This is a genomic window from Sphingomonas aracearum (assembly GCF_003345355.1).
In the GTDB taxonomy this organism is placed as follows: domain Bacteria; phylum Pseudomonadota; class Alphaproteobacteria; order Sphingomonadales; family Sphingomonadaceae; genus Sphingomonas; species Sphingomonas aracearum.
On sequence record NZ_QQNB01000002.1, the window covers coordinates 298331 to 321297 of the forward strand.

At 69.3% G+C, this 22967-nt stretch carries 18 protein-coding genes; 6 read left to right on the forward strand and 12 right to left on the reverse strand.

Going from position 1 to position 22967, the window contains the following annotated elements; translation table 11 throughout:
* Positions 1 to 272 precede the first annotated feature (272 nt).
* Positions 273 to 2048, forward strand: a complete 1776-nt coding sequence (locus tag DVW87_RS08605) for a glycosyl hydrolase (protein WP_181814782.1) — start codon at positions 273 to 275, stop codon at positions 2046 to 2048.
* 66 nt (positions 2049 to 2114) lie between these two features.
* On the opposite strand, the gene DVW87_RS08610 is transcribed toward DVW87_RS08605, so the two are convergent.
* Together DVW87_RS08610 and DVW87_RS08615 are read right to left on the reverse strand one after the other, a co-directional pair.
* Positions 2115 to 2381, reverse strand: a complete 267-nt coding sequence (locus tag DVW87_RS08610) for a DUF4440 domain-containing protein (RefSeq protein WP_239017829.1) — start codon at positions 2379 to 2381, stop codon at positions 2115 to 2117.
* On the reverse strand, positions 2381 to 4648 hold the full coding sequence (locus DVW87_RS08615; RefSeq protein WP_114687393.1) for a ComEC/Rec2 family competence protein: 2268 nt from the start codon (positions 4646 to 4648) through the stop codon (positions 2381 to 2383). The genes DVW87_RS08610 and DVW87_RS08615 overlap by 1 nt, the downstream gene beginning before the upstream one ends.
* Positions 4649 to 4676: 28 nt before the next feature.
* Between DVW87_RS08615 and gltX the strand changes: the two genes are divergently transcribed.
* The 4 genes from gltX to DVW87_RS08635 are packed head-to-tail and all read left to right on the forward strand — an operon-like array spanning position 4677 to position 8610.
* Entirely contained in the window at positions 4677 to 6101 is a 1425-nt protein-coding gene (gene gltX / locus DVW87_RS08620; protein ID WP_239017830.1) for a glutamate--tRNA ligase, read from the forward strand.
* 22 nt (positions 6102 to 6123) lie between these two features.
* Complete coding sequence (locus DVW87_RS08625) at positions 6124 to 7398, forward strand: citrate synthase (RefSeq protein WP_114687394.1); 1275 nt, start codon at positions 6124 to 6126, stop codon at positions 7396 to 7398.
* Positions 7399 to 7402: 4 nt separating this feature from the next.
* On the forward strand, positions 7403 to 7597 hold the full coding sequence (locus DVW87_RS08630) for a hypothetical protein (protein WP_114687395.1): 195 nt from the start codon (positions 7403 to 7405) through the stop codon (positions 7595 to 7597).
* On the forward strand, positions 7594 to 8610 hold the full coding sequence (locus DVW87_RS08635) for a D-cysteine desulfhydrase family protein (protein ID WP_114687396.1): 1017 nt from the start codon (positions 7594 to 7596) through the stop codon (positions 8608 to 8610). Before DVW87_RS08630 ends, DVW87_RS08635 begins: the two co-directional genes overlap by 4 nt.
* Positions 8611 to 8614: 4 nt before the next feature.
* Here the strand turns inward: DVW87_RS08635 and DVW87_RS08640 are convergent, their stop codons facing one another.
* From DVW87_RS08640 to DVW87_RS08655, 4 genes are read right to left on the reverse strand one after another with little or no spacing between them, the layout of a single operon-like run.
* A complete protein-coding gene (locus DVW87_RS08640; protein WP_114687397.1) occupies positions 8615 to 9967 on the reverse strand; it encodes a sensor histidine kinase in 1353 nt (450 codons plus the stop codon).
* Complete coding sequence (locus tag DVW87_RS08645; protein ID WP_114687398.1) at positions 9964 to 11025, reverse strand: DUF2336 domain-containing protein; 1062 nt, start codon at positions 11023 to 11025, stop codon at positions 9964 to 9966. Before DVW87_RS08645 ends, DVW87_RS08640 begins: the two co-directional genes overlap by 4 nt.
* 34 nt (positions 11026 to 11059) lie before the next feature.
* Complete coding sequence (locus DVW87_RS08650; protein ID WP_114687399.1) at positions 11060 to 12241, reverse strand: glycosyltransferase family protein; 1182 nt, start codon at positions 12239 to 12241, stop codon at positions 11060 to 11062.
* 43 nt (positions 12242 to 12284) lie between these two features.
* The gene (locus DVW87_RS08655) at positions 12285 to 12578 is read right to left on the reverse strand and encodes an Hpt domain-containing protein (protein WP_114687400.1); all 294 of its coding nucleotides are present in this window, start codon (positions 12576 to 12578) and stop codon (positions 12285 to 12287) included.
* An 80-nt stretch (positions 12579 to 12658) separates the two neighbouring features.
* On the opposite strand from DVW87_RS08655, the gene DVW87_RS08660 reads away from it, so the two are divergent.
* Complete coding sequence (locus DVW87_RS08660; RefSeq protein WP_114687401.1) at positions 12659 to 14932, forward strand: coiled-coil domain-containing protein; 2274 nt, start codon at positions 12659 to 12661, stop codon at positions 14930 to 14932.
* 172 nt (positions 14933 to 15104) lie between these two features.
* On the opposite strand, the gene DVW87_RS08665 is transcribed toward DVW87_RS08660, so the two are convergent.
* From DVW87_RS08665 to nuoL, 6 genes are all read right to left on the reverse strand, one after another.
* Positions 15105 to 15371 (reverse strand): DUF1467 family protein, encoded by a 267-nt coding sequence (locus tag DVW87_RS08665; RefSeq protein ID WP_114687402.1) that lies wholly within the window; start codon positions 15369 to 15371, stop codon positions 15105 to 15107.
* Positions 15372 to 15375: 4 nt separating this feature from the next.
* Positions 15376 to 17010, reverse strand: coding sequence for a ribonuclease J (locus DVW87_RS08670; RefSeq protein ID WP_114687403.1), 1635 nt, complete (start codon positions 17008 to 17010; stop codon positions 15376 to 15378).
* Between the two features lie 100 nt (positions 17011 to 17110).
* A complete protein-coding gene (locus tag DVW87_RS08675) occupies positions 17111 to 17821 on the reverse strand; it encodes a biotin--[acetyl-CoA-carboxylase] ligase (RefSeq protein WP_114688149.1) in 711 nt (236 codons plus the stop codon).
* A 47-nt stretch (positions 17822 to 17868) separates the two neighbouring features.
* Complete coding sequence (gene nuoN / locus DVW87_RS08680; protein WP_114687404.1) at positions 17869 to 19308, reverse strand: NADH-quinone oxidoreductase subunit NuoN; 1440 nt, start codon at positions 19306 to 19308, stop codon at positions 17869 to 17871.
* The gene (locus tag DVW87_RS08685) at positions 19308 to 20846 is read right to left on the reverse strand and encodes an NADH-quinone oxidoreductase subunit M (protein WP_114687405.1); all 1539 of its coding nucleotides are present in this window, start codon (positions 20844 to 20846) and stop codon (positions 19308 to 19310) included. Before DVW87_RS08685 ends, nuoN begins: the two co-directional genes overlap by 1 nt.
* Positions 20843 to 22966, reverse strand: a complete 2124-nt coding sequence (nuoL, locus tag DVW87_RS08690) for an NADH-quinone oxidoreductase subunit L (protein WP_114687406.1) — start codon at positions 22964 to 22966, stop codon at positions 20843 to 20845. The genes DVW87_RS08685 and nuoL overlap by 4 nt, the downstream gene beginning before the upstream one ends.
* Position 22967: the final 1 nt, after the last annotated feature.

The following is a 22967-nucleotide window of genomic DNA, read 5'->3' on the forward strand; positions in this document are numbered from 1 at the left end:
ATGAACCTCTTGCAACACCTTTAACCACCGCTCCCGCTGAAGCCCTGCCGCTTGTCACCCCCGCCGCGCGGCAGCAGGGGTTTTCGGCCGCACCGGGGCGTGCCTAACGCGGCCTAAACCCTGCTCGATCAATCCTCGTAAACCGCAGAGTTTCACGGAAAAATTCCGTTCTGCCCGTATTTCGCCTCGGGACGGCGGGGGGGCTCTTGCCTGCCGCAACCAGCACGGGCGAAACAAATATGCATATCAGCAAGCGGGCCAAGATGGCCCTGGTGACGACTCTCGCCGGCGGCAGCCTTTGGGCGCTTGCCGCCTATGCCGCCGCCCAATCGGCCGCAAGCGTGGCGCCGACGATCACGGTGGTGTCCGCTGCCGGGCAGAACGCGGCGAGCGTGCCTTCCTCCTCCGCCATGGGCAGCACCGCCGCCGGTCCGGCCGCGAATTCGGCTTGGTGGGGCCTCATCGGAGCGCCCGGTACGCCCATGATGTTCGGCGTGCAGACCCATTTCAGCCAGGGCTGGAACCCGGCCTGGCTCGGCTTTGCGAACCAGGTCCAGGCACCGGCGCTGCGCGACACGGTGACCTGGACCAGCATCGAGCGGACGCCGGGCGTGTATGAATTCTCCCGCGCGCCGGCCTCGCTGGCAAATTTCTGTGCGCAGGGCGGCAAGCTCAGCCTCACGATCCAGCCGCAGAACCCGATCTATGACGGCGGATCGTCGGTCTACACCGATCAGGGCCGCGCTGCCTACGCCCGGTATGTCGCCGCATTGCTGGCCAACTACAAGGGCTGCATCACCGCCATCGAGGTCGGGAACGAGATCAACAACAGCAGCGGCCTCGTTTACCCGGCCGGCGTCAGCAAGGCTTCGACCTATGTCGCCCTGCTCCAGACGCTGTATGCGACGGTGAAGCCGCAATTCGCCGATGTCTCGATCCTGGGCGGCTCCACCAACGCGATCGGCACGGGATTTCTGGAGACGCTCTTCGCGGCGGGTGCGCTCAATTACATGGATGCGGTTGCCGTGCACCCTTACCGCAACGATGGCGAGGGCATCGACGGCGAGATCGCCAACCTCAGGCAGGTGATGGCCAAGTACGGCAAGGTCGTGCCGATCTGGGCAACCGAGTTCTCCTACAACTATGCCGACCAGCGCCGTAACGCATCGGGCCTGATCAAATCGGCGGTGCAGTTGTCCGCGTCCGGCGTGGATCGCGCCTTCTGGTACGCGCTGGTGGACCAGTCTAGCTTCCCGAACATGGGCCTGTTCACGGCCAAGACGATGAAGCCGACCGGCGCTGCCTATGCCGCCGTGACCCAGCGCGTTCTCAGCGCGGGTCGCGCGGTGCGTGTCGATACCGGCGACAATCTGGTCTATCTCTATCGCGCCGGCGCCGACCGCTGGGTGGTGTGGGGCTCGCCGCGCACCATCACCTTCTCGGGCAACCCCGTGCTGCGCGACATGCTGGGCAGCGGCTTGGGCGGCAACAGCGTCACGATCGGCGCGGATCCGATCCTGGTGGAGGGCGCGAGCGGCTATTCGCTCGGTGCGTCGGCGACGGTCGCCGACACGCTGCTCCAATACGGATCGGCACCGTGGAGCTACTGGCGCCGCGGCAAGGACGGCAAGGACATCAGCCTGCCGATCTTCGACAACGATTTCACCAGCTATTACGGGGATCGCTGGTCCAAGCCGCTACGCATCAACAACACCACCGCCGCGCCCGCCGGAGATGGAGCCAATCCGATGCGCGCGATCATGCGCTACACCGCACCCATGACGGGCCAGTTCGATCTGGAGGCCTGCTTCACCAAGACGGTGTCGGGCGATGGCGTGGATTACCGCATCGAGAAGAACGGCACGCTGCTCGCCTCGGGCGTGACCACCGCCAAGTCGGAGATCCATGCGCTGCTGGTCAATCTGAACGCCGGGGATCGGCTGGATCTCAGCTTCGGTCCGAACAAGACATATGGCGGGGACTCCTTCAGCTATCGCGCTGTTCTGTCGCAGCGCGGCCGCGGTGCGACCCTCTCGTGCACCAGTTGAACTGAAGCTCTGGATTGTCGCGGCGGAGAAGCATTCGCTCTCCGCCGCTGCCGCTGGTTTCCGCTGTCACTCCGCCGTGGGCGGCAGCACCTGCGTATGCTGGACCACGCGCCATTCCTCGTGGCTCAGCCGGCGGTAGGTGGAGGTGCAATAGGTCTGGTAGACCTCATCTCCCCGGTGTGCTTCCGCTGCATAGGCGATCACGATCAGGCCTTCCTGTGGGCGGGCGATCTGCTGGTCGGAGAAGCGGACCTCGCTCCAGCGCGGCGTGTTCGACACCGCCTCGATCGCCTGCTGCCCGGTGAACACGAACGGCTTGGTGGGCAGCGCCATCAGGCATTCGTCGTCGATCTTCTCCCGATAATTCTCCGCATCGCCGGTCCAGAGGCTTTCCTCGAAAGCCCAAACGCGCCCGTCTTCCACTTTCTCTCTCCGTCGCTGCTGCGGGGCGCCAACGAAGCGGCAGGCGCGCCGTTCCGCCACGGATGCTCGTCGCCGGGCTCGCGCACGGTGGCGACGGTGCGCGTCGCCAGGGAGACGGCGACGCCGCCGGTGCGGCGAAGGGTCGGTGCGTCCAGCCGCAGCCAGCGCGGGGTGCAGCCGCGCGGCAGGCGGCGTTCGCTGACGACGATATCCGCCGTGCGGCACGCCCGGATCAGGTCGGCGACCGGGACCAGATAGGCGCTGCGGGTGGCCAGCACCCGCCACTCGCGTCCGCCCGCCCGGCGTCGCACCAGGCACAGGTCGCGGTTGCAGCGGGCCTCGGGATGGCCGGAAAGCAGCAGCGGCGTGCCCTGCCCGCCGGCATTCTCGCTCAGCGTGTCGCTGGCATAGTCGCCCGTGCGATCGCGCAGCAGCGCCACCGCGCCATCCGCCATGCGCACGCCCAGGTGCCGCCCGTCGCCGGTCACCAGCAGGTCCGGCGCCGGAGTCGCCCACGTCCAGGCGAGCCCGGCGAGCACCGGCAACCACCCCATCGCCCGCCACCGCGTTCGCCACAAGGCGACCCACAGCCCGCCTGCGACCACCAGCGCATAGGCGCCCGACGGCATCGCCGGCAGCGCCGCCACCGCCCCCGGCAGCGAACTCACCCGGTGCGCGATCCACAGCAGCAGCTCCAGCGACCACGTCATCCCCCACCAGAACGGCGCGGCCAGCCCCAGCGGGTCGAGGAGCAGCGCCAGCGCTTCCAGCGGCATGGTGACGAACGTCGTCAGCGGGATGGCGACGATGTTGGCCAGCGCGCCGTACAACCCGGCCTTGTGGAAGTGGAACAGGCCGATCGGCATCAGCGCCAGTTCCACCACCACGCCCGTCAGCAGCAAGGAGCCGAGGTGCCGCAAAAGACGCCGCCCGCGCGATTCCTCCGCCCGGGCAAACAGCGCGGCCACCCGCGGTTGTTCGTGCAGAGCGACGATCGCGGTGACGGCAGCGAAGGAAAGCTGAAAGCTGGGCCCGGCGATCGCTTCCGGATAAAGGAGCAGGACGACCAGCGCACCGGCCGCGACCAGCCGCAGGGTTATCGCGTGGCGCCCCAGCGCGAGCGCGGCCAGCACCAGCAAGGCCGCCACGCAGGAGCGAACGGTGGGCACTTCCGCGCCCGTCAGCCAGGTATAGCCGATCGCCGCCACCGCCCCCGCGCCGCCGGCCACCAGCGGCAACCGCCAGCGCATGGCGAGCCACGGGCTGAGCGCGAGCAGGCGCAGCACGATCACCATGGTGGCGCCGACCACTGCGGTGATGTGCAGCCCGCTGACGGACAGCAGGTGCGCCAGCCCCGAGTTGCGCATCGCGTCGGCATCCTCGATCGGGATCGCCCCCTGGTCTCCGGTGGCGAGCGCCGCCGCCACCGCCCCCGCCCCACCGGGCGAGCGATCCTGGATGTGGCGCGAAAGCCTCTGCCGCGGGCCGCCGGCCGCGTCGCTTCCGGCCCGCAGCACCTTCACCGGCGCAAAGCCCCGCCCGGTGGCGCCGATCCCGTCGAACCACGCGACACGGCCATAGTCGTAAGCGCCCGGCACGGCAGGCTCGGGCGGCGGCATCAGGCGGGCACGCAGCCGGATCGTGGCGCCCGCCGCCAGCCCTTGCGGCATGTCCCCGGTCGACAGGTTCACGCGGACATGCGCCGGCAGCTTCGCGGCCGGATCGGGGGCAAGCCGCAACCGCACCAGCTCGCGCGCGGGGAGAGGGTCCACCCGTTCCACCCGGGCCTCGAACTCCGCAATCGTCGGCCGGACGAGTGGCGGGCCGGCGACGCGCTCCGCCCGCACCCAGATCAGCGCCAGACCGCACGCGAACAGGGCGGCGGCCACCGCCACCGCCCGCGCCAGCCGCCCTCCTCGGCCGAGCGCCAGCGCCGCGCAGCCGACCGCTCCTGCCGCCAGGAGCGCGGCCAGCCACTGCGCGCGGGTCGGCAGCACGAACCAGCAGGCGATGCCCACGCCCAGCGCCACGGGGATCCACAGCACCAGCTGGTCGCGCTCCGCCTCCAGCCACAGCTCGGGGGCGTCGCGCCACCCGCCCGGGCGCGGACGGGCGGGGCGCCAGGTTTGGATGCGGGGCACCTGCGTGCTAGGGGCCTCGGCGGCTGAACTGGCCATCGATTCCGAAGTCTGGGAGACCGCGCGGTTGAGCGCAACATCTGATCTCGCGACGCGCAGCTCCGGCGCCGTCGTCACCCGTTTCGCCCCGTCGCCCACGGGTTACCTGCACATCGGCGGCGCGCGCACGGCGTTGTTCAACTGGCTCTACGCCCGCCATCACGGCGGCACGTTCCTGCTGCGCATCGAGGACACCGATCGCGTCCGCTCCACCCAAGGCGCGATAGACGCGATCGTGGATGGCATGACCTGGCTCGGCCTCGATTGGGACGGCGACGCCGTGTTCCAGTTCTCGCGCGCGGATCGCCACGCCGAGGTCGCGCACCAGATGGTGGCAGGCGGCACCGCCTATCGCTGCTGGATGACCCAGGAAGAGATCGCCGCGCAACGTGCCGAGGCCGAAGCCGCCAAGCGCCCCTTGCGCATCCGCTCGCCGTGGCGCGACCGTGATGCGAGCGAAGGCCCGGCCGACCAGCCCTTTGTCGTTCGCCTGAAGGCGCCGCGCGAGGGCGCGACCACGATCGACGACCAGGTGCAGGGTTCGGTGACGGTGCAGAATGCCGAGCTGGACGACCTGATCCTGCTGCGGTCGGACGGCACGCCGACCTACATGCTGGCGGTCGTCGTGGACGACCACGACATGGGCGTCACCCATGTGATCCGCGGCGACGACCATCTGAACAACGCCTTCCGCCAGCTGCCGATCTATCGCGCGATGGGCTGGGCCGAGCCGACCTACGCCCATATCCCGCTTATCCACGGTGCGGACGGCGCGAAGCTGTCGAAGCGGCACGGCGCGCTGGGCGTGGACGCCTATCGCGACGAGCTGGGCATCCTGCCCGAAGCGCTCGACAATTACCTGCTGCGGCTCGGCTGGGGGCACGGCGATGCGGAGATCATCACCCGCGCGCAGGCCACGGAGTGGTTCGATCTCGCGGGCGTGGGCAAGAGCCCGGCGCGCTTCGACCTGAAGAAGCTGGAGAACCTGAACGGCCATTACATCCGCGAGGCGGATGACGCGCGGCTCGCCGCGCTGGTTGCCGCCCGCCGGCCGGAAGGTGACGATGCGTTGCCGCTTCTGACGCAGGCGATGCCCGTTCTGAAGGTCCGCGCGGCCAATCTGAACGAACTGGCCGAGAACGCCGCCTTTCTCTTCGCGAAACGTCCGCTTGAGCCCGATCAAGCCGCTTCGGCCCTGCTCGCCGGAGACGCACCGGCGCTGCTCGCGCGGGTGCACGCGGCGCTTGACGCGGGGGCCAACTGGGATACGGAGACGCTCGACGCTGCGGTGCGGCAGGTGGCCGAGGACGCGGGTGTGAAGCTGGGGCAAGTGGCCCAGCCGCTTCGCGCCGCGCTTACCGGCCGCAAGACCTCGCCGGGCATCTTCGACGTGCTCGTGCTGCTCGGGCGCGCCGAAAGCCTCGGCCGGATCGCCGACCGGATGGCCAAATAACCGATTGCCAAGAGGAACAGCCATGAGCGAGAACACCACCCCGATGGCGGGCCACGACTACAAGGTGCTGTCCGGCTCCGTCGGCCCCGACGTGGTCGACATCCGCAAGTTCTACGCCGACACCGGCATGTTCACCTACGATCCCGGCTTCACCTCGACGGCGAGCTGCGAATCGGCGCTGACCTATATCGATGGCGACGAAGGCGTGCTGCTGCACCGCGGCTACCCGATCGGGCAGCTGGCCGAGCAGTCGAGCTTCATGGAGGTCGCCTATCTCCTCCTGAACGGCGAGCTGCCGAACCAGGGCGAGCTGGACGGCTTCACCAGCACCATCACCCGCCACACCATGCTGCACGAACAGCTGGCGACCTTCTATCGCGGCTTCCGTCGCGACGCGCACCCGATGGCGGTGATGTGCGGCGTGGTGGGCGCGCTGTCGGCCTTTTACCATGATTCCACCGACATCACCGATCCGCAGCAGCGCATGATCGCGTCGCACCGGCTGATCGCCAAGATGCCGACGATCGCGGCGATGGCGTACAAGTACAGCGTCGGCCAGCCGTTCCTCTACCCGGACAACAAGCTGAGCTACACCGGCAACTTCCTGCGCATGACGTTCGGCGTGCCGGCCGAGGAATATGAGGTCAACCCGATCGTCGAGCGCGCGATGGACCGGATCTTCATCCTTCACGCCGATCACGAGCAGAACGCCTCCACCTCCACCGTGCGCCTTGCCGGCTCGTCGGGGGCGAACCCCTTCGCCTGCATCGCGGCGGGCATCGCCTGCCTGTGGGGCCCGGCGCATGGCGGCGCCAACGAAGCGGCGCTGAACATGCTGCGCGAGATCGGCACGCCCGACCGCATCCCGGAATATATCGCCCGCGCCAAGGACAAGAACGATCCGTTCCGCCTGATGGGTTTCGGCCACCGCGTGTACAAGAACTACGATCCGCGCGCGACCGTGATGCAGAAGACGGTGCGCGAGGTGTTCGACAGCCTGAAGGTTTCCGATCCCGTATTCGAGACGGCGCTGCGCCTCGAAGAGATCGCGCTCAACGATCCGTATTTCGTCGAGAAGAAGCTGTTCCCGAACGTGGATTTCTATTCGGGCATCATCCTGTCGGCGATCGGTTTCCCGACCACCATGTTCACCGCGCTGTTCGCGCTGGCCCGCACCGTGGGCTGGATCGCGCAGTGGAACGAGATGATCACCGATCCGGCGCAGAAGATCGGCCGTCCGCGCCAGCTCTATACCGGCCCGACGCAGCGCGACTACGTTCCGGTCGGCGAGCGCTGAGCCGATGCGCCCTGCCCTGACGATCCTGGCCGCCCTCGCCATCGCGATGGGGCTGCTGTGGATCGGCCAGGGGCTTGGTTTCGTCCATTGGCCGCAATCCAGCTTCATGCTGGATCAGCGGCCATGGGCGTGGCGCGGCGCTGTCCTCCTCGTGGTCGGCGTGCTGCTGCTGATTCGCGCACGCCGGCGGCGGGGATGAGCGCGCTGGACGGCATCGCGCGCTTCCCGCTGCTGGAGGGCACGACGCCGGTCCAGCGCCTCTCCCGGCTGGAGGCCCGTGCCGGAGACCTGCTGGGCGGCGCCCGGCTCTATGCCAAACGCGACGATCTGATGGGCCTGGGCGGCGGCGGCAACAAGCTGCGCAAGCTGGAATACCTCCTCGCCGACGCGCAGGCGCGCGGGTGCGACACCTTTATCACCACCGGCGGCCTGCAGTCGAACCATGCCCGCCAGAGCGCCGCCGCCGCTGCCCGGGCGGGGCTGGCCTGCGAACTGATGCTCGCGGATGTCGTGCCGCGTCATGACGCTGCCTATCGCGGCAACGGCAATCTCCTGCTCGACGACCTGTTCGGTGCGACCGTGCACCGCCTGCCGGTGGGCGCCGATCCGCTCGCCGCAGCACAGGCGCGCGCGCAGGAACTCGCCGCGGAGGGCCGCCGCCCCTATGTCGTGGGCAACGGCGGGTCGTCGCCGCTCGGGTGCCTCGGCTATGCCCGATGCGCGGCGGAGATCCTGCAACAGGAGGAGGAAGCGGGCCTCCGCTTCGAGGCGATCGTCGTCGCCAATGGCAGCTCGGGCACCCATGCCGGGCTCGCCGCCGGCCTGGCAGCCGCGGGAGACGATCCTGCGCGCGTGCTGTCCTTCACCGTTCTGGCGCCGCTCGACGAGGCGCTCGCGGAAACCCGGCGCCTCGCGGCCGCCGCGCTCCAGCTGCTGGCACCGGATCGCTGCCTGGGGGCGGACGATATCCGCGTCGACGGGTCGCAACGGGGCGAGGCTTACGGCGCGCCGACCGCCGCCATGGTCGATGCGCTGCGCCTTCTCGCGCGAACCGAAGGCCTGCTGCTCGATCCGGTGTATAGCGGAAAGGCGTTCGCCGGCCTGCTGGACCGGGCGAAATCGGGCGGGTGGCGCGACAAGGCCGTGCTGTTCGTGATGACCGGCGGCACGCCCGGCCTGTTCGCCTATCCGGACGCGCTTTCCGGCAACTGACCGGTCAGCTCGCCAGCGGCAGGGTCAGCACGAACCGCGCACCCTGGCCGGGAGCCGAATCGACCGAAAGGTCGCCGCCCATGGCGCGCGCGAGCCGGCGGGCGATGTACAGGCCCAGCCCCGATCCCCCCGCCTCCTGCGGATCGACCCGCTCGAACTTGCCGAAGATGCGCGCCTGATCTTCCATCGCGATCCCCTTGCCCTGGTCGGCCACGGTCACGGCAGCCATCTCGCCCAGTTGCTCGAGACGGATCCAGACCATCGCGCCGCGCGGCGAATAGCGCAGCGCATTGCTCAGGAGGTTGACCAGGATCTGCAGCACACGCCCGAACTCGCCCTGCGCCCGGAGCTCCTCGTCCGGCTTGGGCGCATCGATCCGCACGCCCCCCTCGCCGGCGCGCACGGCGAGCAGGCCGGCGGCACGGCGCGCCAGATCGGCCAGGTCGATCACTTCCGGGACGATGGTGAAATCCGGCCGCTCGACCGCTTCCAGGTCCGCAAGATCGCCCACCAGCCCAAGCAGGTGCCGCCCGGCCTGCGCGATGTCCGCGGCATAGCCGACATAATCGGGCGCGAGCGGCCCGTCGGCCTGCGCGTTGATGCTGTCGGCGTTGGCGATGATGCGATCGAGCGATCCCCGCAACGCCCGGTCGAGGCGCCCGGTGAAACCGCCGGAAAGCGTCTCGGCGGCCGGCCGTACCGGCTCCTCCGTTGCGTCCCGCGCGCCGCCGATATAGCCGGCGAACTGCCCGTGACGATCCAGGCGCGGAGCCGCGCTGAGGCGCAGCGGTCGCCCGCCATCCCGAAGGCGTGCCGGCTGGTCGCCAAAGGCGCTGCGCAGCGCGATGCCGTTCAGGATCGGCAGCGCCCCGTCATCCCCCGCATCCAGGGTGAACAATCGCGTCAACGGCGCGCCGAGCAGCGCGGCGGCGTCCAGTCCATACCTCGCCAAGTCCGCCGCAGGAAGGAACGTGAGGCGCAACGCGGCATCGGTTTCCCACATCCATTCCGCGTCCGCTGCCACGAACTCGCGCGCGGACTCGTCCGTTGGAATCCAGGCGGCGCGCTCCTCCACCCCGGTGATCGCCAGCGCCACGCCGCCGTCCCGCGGTTCGGCGCGGGCCCACAGCACCAGGTCACCGCGCTGGTCGGCGACGACGATCTGACGCGAGATCAGGATACGCAGCCGGGCCGCCAGCCGCACGAGGCGCGCCAGCGGGGCGGAGCCGAGCGGCTCGCCGATCGCTCCCCCGGCGCGCGCGTTCCACTCCAGGAAGCGCGCGTCGGCGGACAACAGCCGGCCCTCGCCATCGAGAACGGCATGCAACACGGTGGAGGCGGGCTCGAACGCGCTCATGCCGTAGGACGCCGGGCAAGCGCGAGCATGGCGCCGCGAAAATCCGGATGCAACCGCAGACCCGCCACCGCCTCTCGGGCGATGTCGGCGGGCGTGGCCGCGATCACGTCGATCCGATCGGCAAAGGCATCGAGATCGCGCCTCGGGTCGCCCTCGGCGAGCGCGAGGCCGATGCGGGCGATCGCCTCCCGCCCGATCTCCAGCGCGCGCAGCACAAGCCACAGCCGATCGCCTTCCGGATCGAGCGCCAGGGCACGGGCCTCCGCATAATCCACGCCCAGGGCATGGGCCAGCAATGCCACGAACAGCGCCAGCCGCCGGTCGTCCAGCGCCTGGGGCAGCAGATCGGCAAGCTGCGCCGCATCCGCGTCGATCGCCGCGGCCAGCCGCAAGCCGATCGCTTCGGCCCGGTCCGCCTCGTCATGCGCGGAAAGGCTGCGGGTGGCGGCCTCCGCCAGCGCGCGGTCGAGTGGCGCATCCGGCCGCTCCACCCGCTCGCGCAGCGCCGCCGCGGTCCACCATACCAGGCGGTGGTGCAGCTCCGCCGGCAATTCCGTTGTGCCGCTGCCGAAGCGCCGGCGCCCCTCCGCCTCCACCAGCGCGGTTGCCGCGCGCGCGATCACCGCGTCGGAATGCGCCGCCAGCCTTGCCAGCAGGCCCGCAGCATCTCCCTCCGGCGTGCCGCCCGGCAGCGCATCCGAGAGCAGATCCTGACGCACGCGCGCCTCGATCTCCCGCATCAACTCGACGTCGCGCAGCAGGCCGGCATGGGCCAGCCGATCCAGCACCGGCCGCTCCGCCGCCAGCAGCGCCGTGGCCGCTTCCGGCGCGCCGCGCCCGGCGAGCAATCGTGCGGCATGTTGGGCGATGCCCTGTTCCACGGCGCCGACGACGCGGGCCATGGCCGCGCCGATCGCCGCCCTGGTGCGATCGTCCAGCCGGTTGACATCGGGAAGGAAGAAGTCGTCGATCGCCGTCGCCAGACGCGACGCGGCGCGCGCATCGGCGCGCGCGGCGCGCGTCAAAAGCGCTTGCGGGTCACGGGGATCGATCGACATGCCCCGACTTACGCCTTTCGTCGTTAAAAGCGACCTAAGGCTTTTCCCGCACTGTCTCGATAGCGGCCACCAGCGTCGCCACCGCATAAAGCGCCGCCAGCGTCAGTGCCGCGACCGGCCATCCTGCGGCCAGCGGAGCCAGCATGACGATGGGATAGGCCGCCGGCGCGCCCCACCAGCGTCGCCGCCCCCGCTCGCTCGATGCGCGCTCGGCCAGGCCAGCGGCGGCGATCACGCCGAGAGCGAGCACGAGCCCGACCGCACTGTCCGTCTCCAGCCAGGACCAGCGCCCGACCAGCAGCGCGCCCAGCGCAACGGTGCCCAGCACCGCCGCCGCCTGCGCCCGTGCGATCGACGCCTCGTCGCGCAGCCACGCCAGCGCAATGCCCGTATAGAAGCCGGCGATGCCCAGCACGGCCAGCAGCGTGCCGACCGCGAGCCAGCCGAGCCACTGGCCGCCGAGCCCTGCAACCGCCAGCAGTGCGCCGCCCCCTGCCACCGCGATGGTCGGCAGGGCGCGGCTGGTCAGAAGCGGCACCAGGCGGCGCACCACCGGCGCGATGACCCAGCGCTCCACCCAGCGCTGTCGATTCGCAACGCGGGCGGCGAGCACGGCGTTGCCGCGCTCCGCCAGCGCCCGGGCACTGCGCTCGATGCCATGGCCGCCGGCGCCGGCGCGCGCGGGAAGGCGCACCTGCTCCGCGCCCGCCTGCGCCGCGACCCGCAACAGCGTGGATTGAAAGTCGTAGTCGCGGGGGAGCGACGCCACGTCGGCCAGCCGCTTGGGGGAAACCCGCGCCAGCCCTGCCCAGCCGGTCGCCACGCCGACACGCTCCAGCCCCGGCATCTGATCGCTGTCCGGCGTGACGAGCAGGGCATCCCGCCCTTCCCCGGCCAGGATGTCGAGCGTGTCGGCGGTTGTCACCAGCCCGTCGGCGAGCACCAGCACGCGCGCGAGCGGATGGAGCTTTTCCAGCGCCTCAGCGGCGGAGCGGACCGCGTCCACGGCAGGAGCGCGCCGCGCGATGCGGTTGATCGCGCCCAGCAATTCGGGGGTCAGCCGCGCGACGACGACGATGATCTGCGCCGCGCCCGCCGACACCAGCAGCCGTGCCTGGTACTCGATCAGCGTCACCCCCCCGAACGGCAGGGTCGCGGCCAGCGCCCCCGGTCGGTCCTCGGCGTCGCCGGTGGCGAAGATCAGTCCTGCGAGCATGATCCTTTGCCTGTTGCCCAGGCGAAGGGAAAGGTAAACCCGGTTACAGCCTTGAAACGGCTCGATGCAGGCGACGCATCATCGCGGGCTCGCGCGGCGGCGCGGCCATGGCTTCGTCCGCCAGTGCCATCAGCCGCACCGCGCCGAAACTCGCGGCCAGGCCCTTCAGCCGCGCCGCGCCGGTGTGCCAGGCATCGGCATCGCTCGCGCCGTCGAGCACGGCCAGCGTGCGCTTGGCGCTGTCCAGAAAGGCCTCGCGCAGTTCGGCGATGAGGCCGGGTTCGTCGCCAACGGCGGCTGCGAGCGTCGCGTCGATCTGTCCGGGATCATAAGCCATGGTCGCATGCTAGCGCGCACAGCTTAACGAAGGGTTCGCTATTCGCTTTGTGCGCGGGCGTTTCGTGGTAAACAGCGGGCATGAACGGGGGTTCACGCATCATCGGCATCCGGCAAGGCGCCGACCCGCAGCCGCTTCTGCTCGATACGCCAGCGGAGCCTGAGGTCATGTTCGACGAGGTGGAGGAGCCCGCGGCGCTCGGTCGCGGACTGGTGGTGCCGGTGCTCGCCGGACTGGCGTCGGCCGCCTGGATCGGCGGCATGGTCTGGCTTTCGGCATCGCGGCTCCCGGCGCTCGATCCGGTTTCGCTTACCGTCTTCATCGCGGCCTTGTGCGTGCCGCCGGCGCTGCTCGGCATCCTCCTGCTGCTGGCGCTGCGCACGTCGCGCGCGGAGGCCTATCGCTTCGGCCGGACCGCCGCCGCGATGCGCGGCGAAGCGGCCAGCCTGGAGCGTGCCGTTGCCGAGTTGAGCAGGCGCATCGACGACAACCGCCACAAGCTGGCGGACCAGACCACCGCGCTGATGGCAATGGGCGACGGCGCGGTCACCCGCCTGCAGTCGATCGGCAGCGGCATGGCAGAACAGCTCAACATCGCCGAGATCCACGCGCGGCGCATGGCCGATGCCGGAGACAGCGCGAAAACGACGCTCGACCTGGTCAGCACCCTCCTGCCCAAGGCGCAGGACGAGACGGCGGCGATCACCCGCCAGATGGACGAGATCGCCACCAGCGCCACCGAGGCCGCAACCGCGCTCCACGCGCAGCTTGCCGCCCTCGCCGAGCGCGGACGCGATGCGGACACGGTCGCGGTGGGCGCCGCGCAGAAGCTCGCCGCCCACATCACCCGGATGGAGGCGACCAGCGAAACCGCCGGCAACCGGCTGGAACAGGTCACGGGCACCATGTCCGAGGCGGTGGACCGGCTTCTCGGCCGCACGGCGGACGCCATCGACGAGGCACGCAAGGGCATCGCCGCGCAGGGCGATGCGATGCTGGCGATGCTCGGCACCAACCAGGCTGCGCTCGATCAGACCGCCCGCACCTCGGCCGACGCGCTGGCCGAGCGGATCGCCGCCATCGAGGAGGTGATCGACCGTATTGCCGCACGCCTCGCGGACCAGCGCGACGTCGGCAGCACCGTTTTCGTCCAGCTCGACCGCGATCTGTCGCGCGTGTCGGGCCAGCTCGAAACCCTGCACACGCAAGGAGTGGAGCGCAGCCAGCTGCTGGCCGCCTCGATCAGCGCGCTGGGCGGTTCCGCCGACGCGATGACGGAGGCGCTGCGCGCGGGCGAGCTCCAAGCCAACGACACGATCGGCTCGACCGAACGCCTGCTGGTCGCCCTCGATGCCGCCGCCCGCGAGATCGACGAAACGCTGCCCGATGCGCTCGGCCGGCTCGACACGCGGATCGCCTCCAGCCGCCGGGCGGTGGCCGAAGCCAAGCCCGAGCTGCTCGCGCTCGTCACCGCCGCCGAAAGCACCCACGATGCGATCGAGGCGATCGCGCAGGTCATTTCGGGGCAGAAGGACACGCTGGACAAGCTTTCCGGCACGCTGCTGGAAACGCTGAACAGCGGCCGGGCCAAGGCCGATGCGCTCGGCCAGATGGTGGACGAGACGATCGGCAGCACGCATCGCTTTGCCGAGGAAGCCGCACCGCGCCTGGTGGACGCGCTGCTCCGGGTCCGCGACACCGCCGCTGCCGCCGCGGATCGGGCGCGCGAGACGCTCGCCAACGTCATCCCGGAGGCCGCCGCCGCGCTGGAACAGGCGAGCGGCGACGCGATGCGCCGGGCGGCCACCGACAGCCTGGAAGCGCGCCTGCACGCGATCGGCGCGGCCGCCGATTCTGCCGCGGCCGCCGCGGAGCGGGTGGCGCAGCGCTTGAGCGAACAGGTGCTGGCGATCTCCGACGCCGGCGCGATTGTCGAATCGCGGATCGAGGACGCACGGGCGGAGCGGGAAGCGACCGAGCGCGACAATTTCGCACGGCGCGCCTCCCTGCTGATCGAATCGCTCAACTCGGCCGCCATCGACATCACCCGCAGCTTCTCGCCCGAAGTTTCCGACAGCGCCTGGGCCGCCTATCTGAAGGGAGATCGCGGCGTCTTCACCCGGCGCGCGGTGCGCCTGCTGGACGCGGGCGAGGCGCGCGAGATCCTGCGCCTGTACGACGAGGACGAAACCCTGCGCGAGCAGGTGAACCGCTACATCCACGATTTCGAGGCCATGCTGCGCGGCGTCCTGACCCAGCGCGACGGCTCGCCGCTGGGCGTCACCCTGCTCTCGTCCGACATGGGGAAACTCTACGTCGCGCTTGCCCAGGCGATCGAGCGGCTTCGCACCTGACAGGCTGGGAGGCGCCGGCCTGGGGGATCGAGGTGCCGCCGCCGGCGCGCTTCAACCGTGAGCAAGGCTCCGCACGATCGATTGCCGATCGCGGGGCTTCAGCCGATCAGCGGGTCCACGGCTGCCACAGGGAGAGCCGGCCAGCCGTGGCGGATCGCGCCGCCACATCGGCTCAATCGAGATTGGCGAAGTTCAGGGAATCAGCGCTGACCCAGCCGTACAGATAGTTCAACAGGAACGCGCCCCACAGCACGGTCGCCACGATCGTTACGCGCAAGGCGATCCGCCCGGCCCGGAATTCGTGGGGCGCACTTTCCGCCTGCCCCGGCACGCGCTCGATCCCTGCCTCATCCGCGGTCTTCACGCCCCAGGGCAGGACGAGAAAGACCGAGAAGGACCAGAACAGGACGTAGATCGCGAGCGCGGATTGCCAGCGCATGGGCTCAAGCCTCGACGATCAGCACGTCGATCACCGGCTTCTTGCCGGTCCAGCGCGTCGCCACCCGACGGGCGGCGAGGCGAAGCGCTTCGCGGAACTTCTCGCGGTCGCGCGGCGCACGCTTGACCGCGGCGGCGATCTCGTCGGCGAGTTCGTCGATGAACGGCCCGCGCTCCTCCTCGACCGGAATGCCCTGAAGCCGCACCTGCGGGGTGCCGATCAGGCCGCGGCCGCCGATCGCGACGGCCACGGAGATCTGGCCGTTGATCGCCAGCTTGCGCCGCTCGTTGATGGTCGCGCCGTCACCCGGCAGGATCACGTCGCCGTCCAGCACCAGCCGGCCGACCGGCGCATGGCCGATCTTGACCGGTGCACCCGGCGCCAGGCGCACGATGTCGCCGTCCGTCTGCACCAGCGTATGCGGGATGCCCTCGGCCAGGCCGAAGCGCGCCTGCTCCATCAGGTGGCGCATTTCGCCATGGACCGGCAGCAGCGTCTGCGGCCGGATCCAGCGGTACATCGCCGCCAGTTCGGGGCGGCCGGGATGGCCGGAAACGTGCACATGCGCCTGGCGCTCCGTGACCATCTGCACGCCCTGCGCGGCCAGCTGGTTCTGGATGCGGCCGATCGCGACCTCGTTGCCGGGGATCTGCTTGGACGAGAAGACCACCGTGTCGCCCGCGTCGAGCGAGATCGGGTGGTTGCGCGCGGCAACGCGGGCAAGCGCGGCGCGATCTTCGCCCTGCCCGCCCGTCGCGACGACCAGCACCTTGTCACGCGGCAGCCGCATCGCGGTTTCGGGATCGATCGGCGCCGGGAAGCTCTTCAGGTAGCCGGTGGCACGCGCGACCTTCAGGATGCGATCCAGCGATCGCCCCGCCACGCAGATCTTGCGCCCGGTCTCCTGCGCCACCTCGCCCAGCGTCTGCAGGCGCGCGGCGTTGGACGCAAAGGTGGTGACCAGCACCCGCCCCTTGGCCTTGGTGACGACATCCAGCAGGCCGGCGCGGACATCCGCCTCCGATCCGGACGCCTCGGCGTTGAACACGTTGGTCGAGTCGCAGACCAGCGCGAGCACGCCCTTGTCGCCGATGCGCGTCAGCTCCTCCGCGGTAGCGGGCGCCCCGAGCAACGGCGCGGCATCGAGCTTCCAGTCGCCGGTATGCATCACGCGGCCATGCGGCGTGTCGATCAGCAGCGCGTTGGCCTCCGGGATCGAGTGCGACAAGGGCACGAACGTGATGCCGAACGGACCGAGGTCGAACCCGTCGCCCGGCGCGATCACCTTCAGCGGAACCCGGCTGGCATTGCCTTCTTCCTCCAGCTTGCCGCGGATCAGGCCGGCGGTGAACGGCGTCGCATACAGCGGGACGCCCAGATCCTCCGCCAGGTACGGCAGCGCACCGATATGGTCCTCATGCCCATGGGTGAGGACGATGCCGAGCAGATCGCCTGCCCGCTCCTCGATGAAGGACAGATCGGGAAGAACCACGTCGATGCCCGGATAGGCATGGTCGGCGAAGGTCACGCCGCAATCCACCATCAGCCACTTGCCCTGGCAGCCATAGAGATTGACGTTCATGCCGATCTCGCCCGAGCCGCCGAGCGCGACGAAGAGCAGTTCGTTCTTGGGAGTCATTCAGGTCTTTCTGTTGAACTTGGGGCGCCCGCCGGCCGGAGAACCCGGCGCGAGCGCGACTTCTGTTATATGGGTGCGGCCGCGCGGAAACTCCACCCTTTCAGACGAGGAACACGTCCGCGGCATGGATCACCTCGGTGGCGCCGTCCGCTCCGCGCAGCAGCAAGGCTCCATCGGCGTTGAGCCCCGCAAAGGTACCCGAGCGGATGTCGCCGTCCGGGAGCGTCGCGGAGAGCGGAGTGCCGACCGGATGCGCCCGCGCCAGCCAGCGCGCCAGAAGCGCCGACAGCCCGCCCCGCCAGATCTCCACCCATCGCGCAAACGCAGGCGCGAGGGCCTCCAGCAAGGCCGGGGGGGCGATGGCCACCCCCTCCTGTGCCAGGCTGGTCGTCGCCCGACCCAATCCCTCCGGATGGTACGCGACGTTGACGCCGAGGCCGATCACCACCGCATCGCCGCTCCGCTCCAGCAGGATGCCGGAAAGCTTGGCATCCCCCACCAGCACGTCGTTCGGCCATTTGATCCTGACGGAAGCCACTTCGCGCGCGTGCCCGGCCTCCAGTTCATGCACCGGCCGCGGCGCCGCGGCGCCGGCGACGAGCGGCGCCACCACCTCGTCCAGAGCCACCGCGGCAACCATGGCCAGCGTCGCGGGTGGAGGGTCCCCCGGCCTCACCCGGACCAGGGTCGAGGCGTACAGGTTGCCGCTGGGCGATACCCAGGTCCGGCCCAGCCGACCCCGGCCGCCGGTTTGCCGATCCGCGCGGAGCCAGAGGCCTTCCGGTGCGCCGTCCGCCGCCAGCGCAAGCATGTCGGCGTTGGTAGAACCGGTTTCGGCAACCGCGCGAAGGGTCTGCGTCAGAACAGCGCCTTTGCCGCAGTTGTCGTCCATACCGTGAGCAGCGGGATGGCGAGGTAGCCGAGCGGCGAGACGAGCACCGCCGCCACGGCGATCAAACCGCCTTCCACCGGGTTCTCCACCGGGCGGAACACCTCACCCGGCTCGTCGAAGAACATCGTCTTGACGACCCGCAGGTAATAATAGGCACCGACCACCGATCCGACCACCGCCGCCACGGCGAGCGGGAACAGCCCGGCGTCCACCGCCGCGTTGAAGATCGCCAGCTTCGGATAGAAGCCGAACAGCGGCGGGATGCCGGCCAGGCTGAACATGAACATCATCAGCGCAAAGGCGAGACCCGGACGCGTGCGCGACATGCCGGAAAGGCTGGCGATGCTTTCGACCTGCTGCCCATCGGCATCGCGCATCTGCAGCACCACAAGGAAGCTGCCGAGCGTCATGACGACATAGACGGCCAGGTAGACCAGCACCGAGGCGACGCCCTGCTGCGTGCCCGCGGCCAGGCCGACGAGCGCGAAGCCGACATTGTTGATCGAGGAATAAGCGAGCAGTCGCTTGATGTTCGTCTGCCCGATCGCGCCAACGGCACCCAGGAAGATCGACGCGAGGCTCGCGAAGATGACGATCGGGTACCACTCCTCGGTGACCGGACCCATGGCGGCTACGGCGACACGCACGGCGATGACGATCGCCGCCACCTTCTGCGCGGAAGCGAACAGCGCCGTCACCGGGGTCGGAGCGCCTTCGTAGACGTCGGGGGTCCACATGTGGAACGGCACCGCACCCATCTTGAACGCGAGGCCGGCGAACACGAACACCAGGCCAAAGGTCAGACCCAGCGAGCGCGGACCCGCATAGGCGTCGGCGATCTGCGGGAACAGCGTGGAGCCCGAAAAGCCGTACACCAGGCTGATGCCGTAGAGCAGGATGCCGCTCGCTAGCGCACCGAGCACGAAATACTTCAACCCCGCTTCCGCCGAGCGCGTGTCCCGCCGCATGAAACTGGCAAGGACATAGGCGGCCAGGCTCTGCAGCTCCAGGCCGACATACAGGACCAGCAGGTCGTTGGCGGACACCATCATGCTCATGCCGGCAGCCGACAGGAGGATCAGCACGGGATATTCCGGCCGCAGATTGTCTCCGGCCGTGCGCTCGAAGAAGCCCGGCGCCAGGATGATCGCCACCGCGCTCGCGGCGAAGATCAGGATCTTGGCGAACGCGGCAAAGCTGTCGGCACGGTACAGCCCGTCCCAGGCCTCGCCGCCGGCGCCCGCCGGGCCGGCGAGCGCAACGCCGGCGCCGACCAGGACCGCCACGGCCGCGATCGAGACCCCGCGCGTGGAGGTCTGCCCGCCCCAGGCGGAAACCAGCATCAGGAGGATGGCGCCCGCCGCGAGCACCAGCTCGGGCAGGGTCATGAGCAGGGAAGCGTTCATCAGTGCGCCTCCTCGCGCGCAACGGGGGCGGCCCCGATTGTCCTAGGGCCGGTGCCGGCGGTCGGGCGGGAGTCGCTGGGCGGTGCGGCGGGCGCGACCCGCGCCACCAGCATCGCCACGTCCGCGCGCATCGGCGCGAGGAAGCTTTCCGGATAAACGCCCATCCACAGCACCACCGCCGCAATCGGCGCCAGCAGCGCGATCTCGCGCGGGGTCAGGTCGGTCATGGCGCGGACGTCATCCTTGGTCAGGTCGCCGAACACGACACGCCGGTAGAGGTACAGCATGTAGGCAGCGCCCAGGATGATGCCGGTGGTGCACAGCAGCGCGATCCAGGTCGAGATCTGGTAGGTGCCCATCAGCGACAGGAACTCGCCAACGAAATTGCTCGTGCCCGGCAGGCCGACCGACGCCATGGTGAAGAACAGGAACAGCACGGCATAACGCGGCATGTTGATCGCCAGCCCGCCGTAGCGGCTGATCTCGCGGGTATGCAGCCGGTCGTAGATCACGCCCACGCACAGGAACAGCGCGCCCGAGACCAGCCCGTGGCCCAGCATCACCATCATCGCGCCGTCGATGCCGTACGGGTTGAAGGCGAACAGGCCGATGGTGACGATCGCCATATGCGCAACCGACGAATAGGCGATCAGCTTTTTCATGTCGCTCTGCACCAGCGCGACGAGGCTGGTGTAGATCACCGCCACCGCCGACAAGCCGAACACCAGCGGCGTGAAATAGGCGCTCGCCTGCGGGAACATCGGCAGGCTGAAGCGCAGGAAGCCATAGCCGCCCAGCTTCAGCAGCACGCCCGCCAGGATCACCGAGCCGGCGGTCGGCGCCTGCACGTGCGCGTCCGGCAGCCAGGTGTGGACCGGCCACATCGGCATCTTCACCGCGAACGACGCGAAGAAGGCGAGCCACAACCAATATTGCGCATGCAACGGGAAGTCCGTGCGCATCAGGGTCGGGATGTCCGTCGTTCCGGCACTGTGCGCCATCCACAGCATCGCCACCAGCATCAGCACGGAGCCGAGCAGCGTGTAGAGGAAGAACTTGTACGACGCGTAGATCCGGTTCGCACCGCCCCAGATGCCGATGATGAGGTACATCGGAATGAGGCCGGCCTCGAAGAAGATGTAGAACAGCAGCAGGTCCTGCGCCGCAAACGTGCCGATCATCAGCACTTCGGTGAGCAGGAACGCCGCCATATATTCGGGCACCCGCGTCTGGATCGCTTCCCAGCTCGCCCCGATGCAGATCGGCATCAGGAACACGCTAAGCATGATCAGCAGCAGCGCGAAGCCGTCAATGCCCAGCGCCCAGCCGAACTGGCCGAACACCTGCGCATGCTCGACGAATTGCCACTGCGCCCCGCCCACGTCGAAGCTCGCCCAGAGCACGACGCCCAGCACGAAGTCGACCAGCGTCGCGATCAGCGCGATCCAGCGGGCAGCCTGCGCGCTCGCCAGATAGCAGGCAACTGCGCCGATGGCCGGCACCGCCAGCATGATCGAAAGAATCGGAAAGCCGCTCATCGCGTCATCGCCCAGGTAACGGCCGCGGTCAGCCCGATCAGCATGACGAAAGCATAAGTGTAGACATATCCAGACTGGATGCGCGCCGCCACACGGCTGCCGAGGGCGACCACCGCCGCCGAGCCGTTCGGCCCGAAGCGATCGATCGTCTTCTCGTCACCGCGATGCCAGAAGAGCCGGCCGATCGCCATGGCAGGGCGCACGAAGAGGAGGTCGTAGAGCTCGTCGAAATACCATTTGTGCAGCAGAAAGGTGTAGATCACCCCCGCCTGCTCCGCAACCGCGGCAGGCAGCTGCGGCTGGCGGATATAGGCCAGCCAGGCGCTCCACAGGCCCAGCAGCATCGCGATCGTCGCCGACAGCTTCACCGCCAGCGGCACCTCGTGCATCGCATGCATCAGATGCTCGCGGAACGCGATCGCCCCATGCCAGTAGGTTTCACCCGCCGTCGGTTCGATGAACGCGTTGTGGAAGACGAAGCCGGCCAGCACTGCCCCGATCGACAGGAGCACAAGCGGCACCAGCATCGGCCACGGGCTCTCGTGCGGGTGGTAGCCGCCCGTCCCGTCGCGCAGTTCGGCCGCTCCCGGCGCATGGGCCGAGGGAGTGGCACCGGCGCCTTCCTCCGCATCCTCGCCATGGTGCGCGTGCGCGGCATCGGCACCGACATGGTGGCCGGCGTCGTGCGCATGGTCGTGCCCGTGGGCGTCGTGCACCGCGTGCTGGATGTGCTCCGAATTGGCCCAACGCGGCGCGCCCCAGAAGGTGAGGAACATCAGCCGCCAGGAGTAGAAGCTGGTCAGCAGAGCGACGAGCATGCCGACGATCGACGCGCCCAGCGCGCCCGACGCCCAGCTCGCCTCGATGATCGCGTCCTTGGAATGGAAGCCGGCAAAGCCGATCGCCAGCGTGTTGCCGAAGATCGCCGGGATGCCGACGCCGGTGATCGCCAGCGTGCCCGCCATCATGCCCCAGAAGGTGACCGGGATCTCCTTCCGCAGGCCACCATAATAGCGCATGTCCTGCTCGTGGTGCATCGCATGGATCACCGAGCCCGCACCCAGGAACAAGAGCGCCTTGAAGAAGGCGTGCGTGAACAGGTGGAACATCGCCGCGCCATAGGCACCGGTGCCTGCGGCGAAGAACATGTAGCCGAGCTGCGAACAGGTCGAATAAGCGATCACCCGCTTGATGTCGGTCTGCACCAGCCCACAGGTCGCGGCGAAGAAGCAGGTCGCTGCGCCGATCGCGGTGACCACGGAGAGCGCCGCCGGCGAGGTCTCGAACATCGGCGACAGGCGGCACACCATGAACACGCCCGCCGTCACCATGGTCGCGGCATGGATCAGCGCGGACACCGGCGTGGGGCCCTCCATCGCGTCCGGCAGCCAGGTGTGCAGGCCGAGCTGCGCCGACTTGCCCATCGCGCCGACGAACAGCAGCAGACACAGCACCGTCATCGTGTCGAAACGGTAGCCGAGAAAGCCGATGGTCGAGCCGGCCATGCCCGGGGCCGCGGCCAGGATCGCCGGGATCGAGATCGTGCCGAACACCAGGAAGGTGCCGAAGATGCCGAGCATGAAGCCGAGGTCGCCCACGCGGTTGACGACGAACGCCTTCATCGCCGCCGCATTGGCCGTCGGCTTGCGGAACCAGAAGCCGATCAGCAGGTAGGAGGCGAGACCCACGCCTTCCCAGCCGAAGAACATCTGCAGCAGGTTATCCGCCGTCACCAGCATCAGCATCGCGAAGGTGAACAGCGAGAGGTAGGCGAAGAAACGCGGCTGGTCGGGATCGTCCGACATGTACGACCAGCTGTAGAGATGGACCAGCGCCGACACGCTCGTCACCACCACCAGCATCACCGCGGTCAGCGCATCGACCCGCAGCGTCCAGGACGAGGTGAACTCGCCCGAGTTCATCCAGGTCAGCACCGGGGTGAGCACCTCCTGCCCGCCGCCCAGATACTGGAGGAAGATCGGCCAGGAAAGCGCACATGACACGAACAGGGCGCCGGTGGTCACCACCTTTGGCAACACCGTGCCGAAGGACTTGTTGGCAAAGCCGGCCACCACCGCCGCCAGCAGCGGCAGGAAAACAATGAACAGGATCGACGTCACC

Excerpts from the sequence above, each read along its gene's own strand:
- DVW87_RS08615 (WP_114687393.1), bottom strand. The coding sequence starts at position 4,648 with ATGGCCAGTTCAGCCGCCGAGGCCCCTAGCACGCAGGTGCCCCGCATC.
- DVW87_RS08625 (WP_114687394.1), top strand. The coding sequence starts at position 6,124 with ATGAGCGAGAACACCACCCCGATGGCGGGCCACGACTACAAGGTGCTG.
- DVW87_RS08630 (WP_114687395.1), top strand. The coding sequence starts at position 7,403 with ATGCGCCCTGCCCTGACGATCCTGGCCGCCCTCGCCATCGCGATGGGG.
- DVW87_RS08685 (WP_114687405.1), bottom strand. The coding sequence starts at position 20,846 with ATGAGCGGCTTTCCGATTCTTTCGATCATGCTGGCGGTGCCGGCCATC.
- nuoN (WP_114687404.1), bottom strand. The coding sequence starts at position 19,308 with ATGAACGCTTCCCTGCTCATGACCCTGCCCGAGCTGGTGCTCGCGGCG.
- DVW87_RS08675 (WP_114688149.1), bottom strand. The coding sequence starts at position 17,821 with ATGCTTGCGCTGGCGGCGGACGGCGCACCGGAAGGCCTCTGGCTCCGC.
- DVW87_RS08635 (WP_114687396.1), top strand. The coding sequence starts at position 7,594 with ATGAGCGCGCTGGACGGCATCGCGCGCTTCCCGCTGCTGGAGGGCACG.
- DVW87_RS08645 (WP_114687398.1), bottom strand. The coding sequence starts at position 11,025 with ATGTCGATCGATCCCCGTGACCCGCAAGCGCTTTTGACGCGCGCCGCG.
- DVW87_RS08610 (WP_239017829.1), bottom strand. The coding sequence starts at position 2,381 with ATGGCGCTGCCCACCAAGCCGTTCGTGTTCACCGGGCAGCAGGCGATC.
- DVW87_RS08655 (WP_114687400.1), bottom strand. The coding sequence starts at position 12,578 with ATGGCTTATGATCCCGGACAGATCGACGCGACGCTCGCAGCCGCCGTT.
- DVW87_RS08660 (WP_114687401.1), top strand. The coding sequence starts at position 12,659 with ATGAACGGGGGTTCACGCATCATCGGCATCCGGCAAGGCGCCGACCCG.
- DVW87_RS08640 (WP_114687397.1), bottom strand. The coding sequence starts at position 9,967 with ATGAGCGCGTTCGAGCCCGCCTCCACCGTGTTGCATGCCGTTCTCGAT.
- DVW87_RS08670 (WP_114687403.1), bottom strand. The coding sequence starts at position 17,010 with ATGACTCCCAAGAACGAACTGCTCTTCGTCGCGCTCGGCGGCTCGGGC.
- DVW87_RS08665 (WP_114687402.1), bottom strand. The coding sequence starts at position 15,371 with ATGCGCTGGCAATCCGCGCTCGCGATCTACGTCCTGTTCTGGTCCTTC.
- DVW87_RS08650 (WP_114687399.1), bottom strand. The coding sequence starts at position 12,241 with ATGCTCGCAGGACTGATCTTCGCCACCGGCGACGCCGAGGACCGACCG.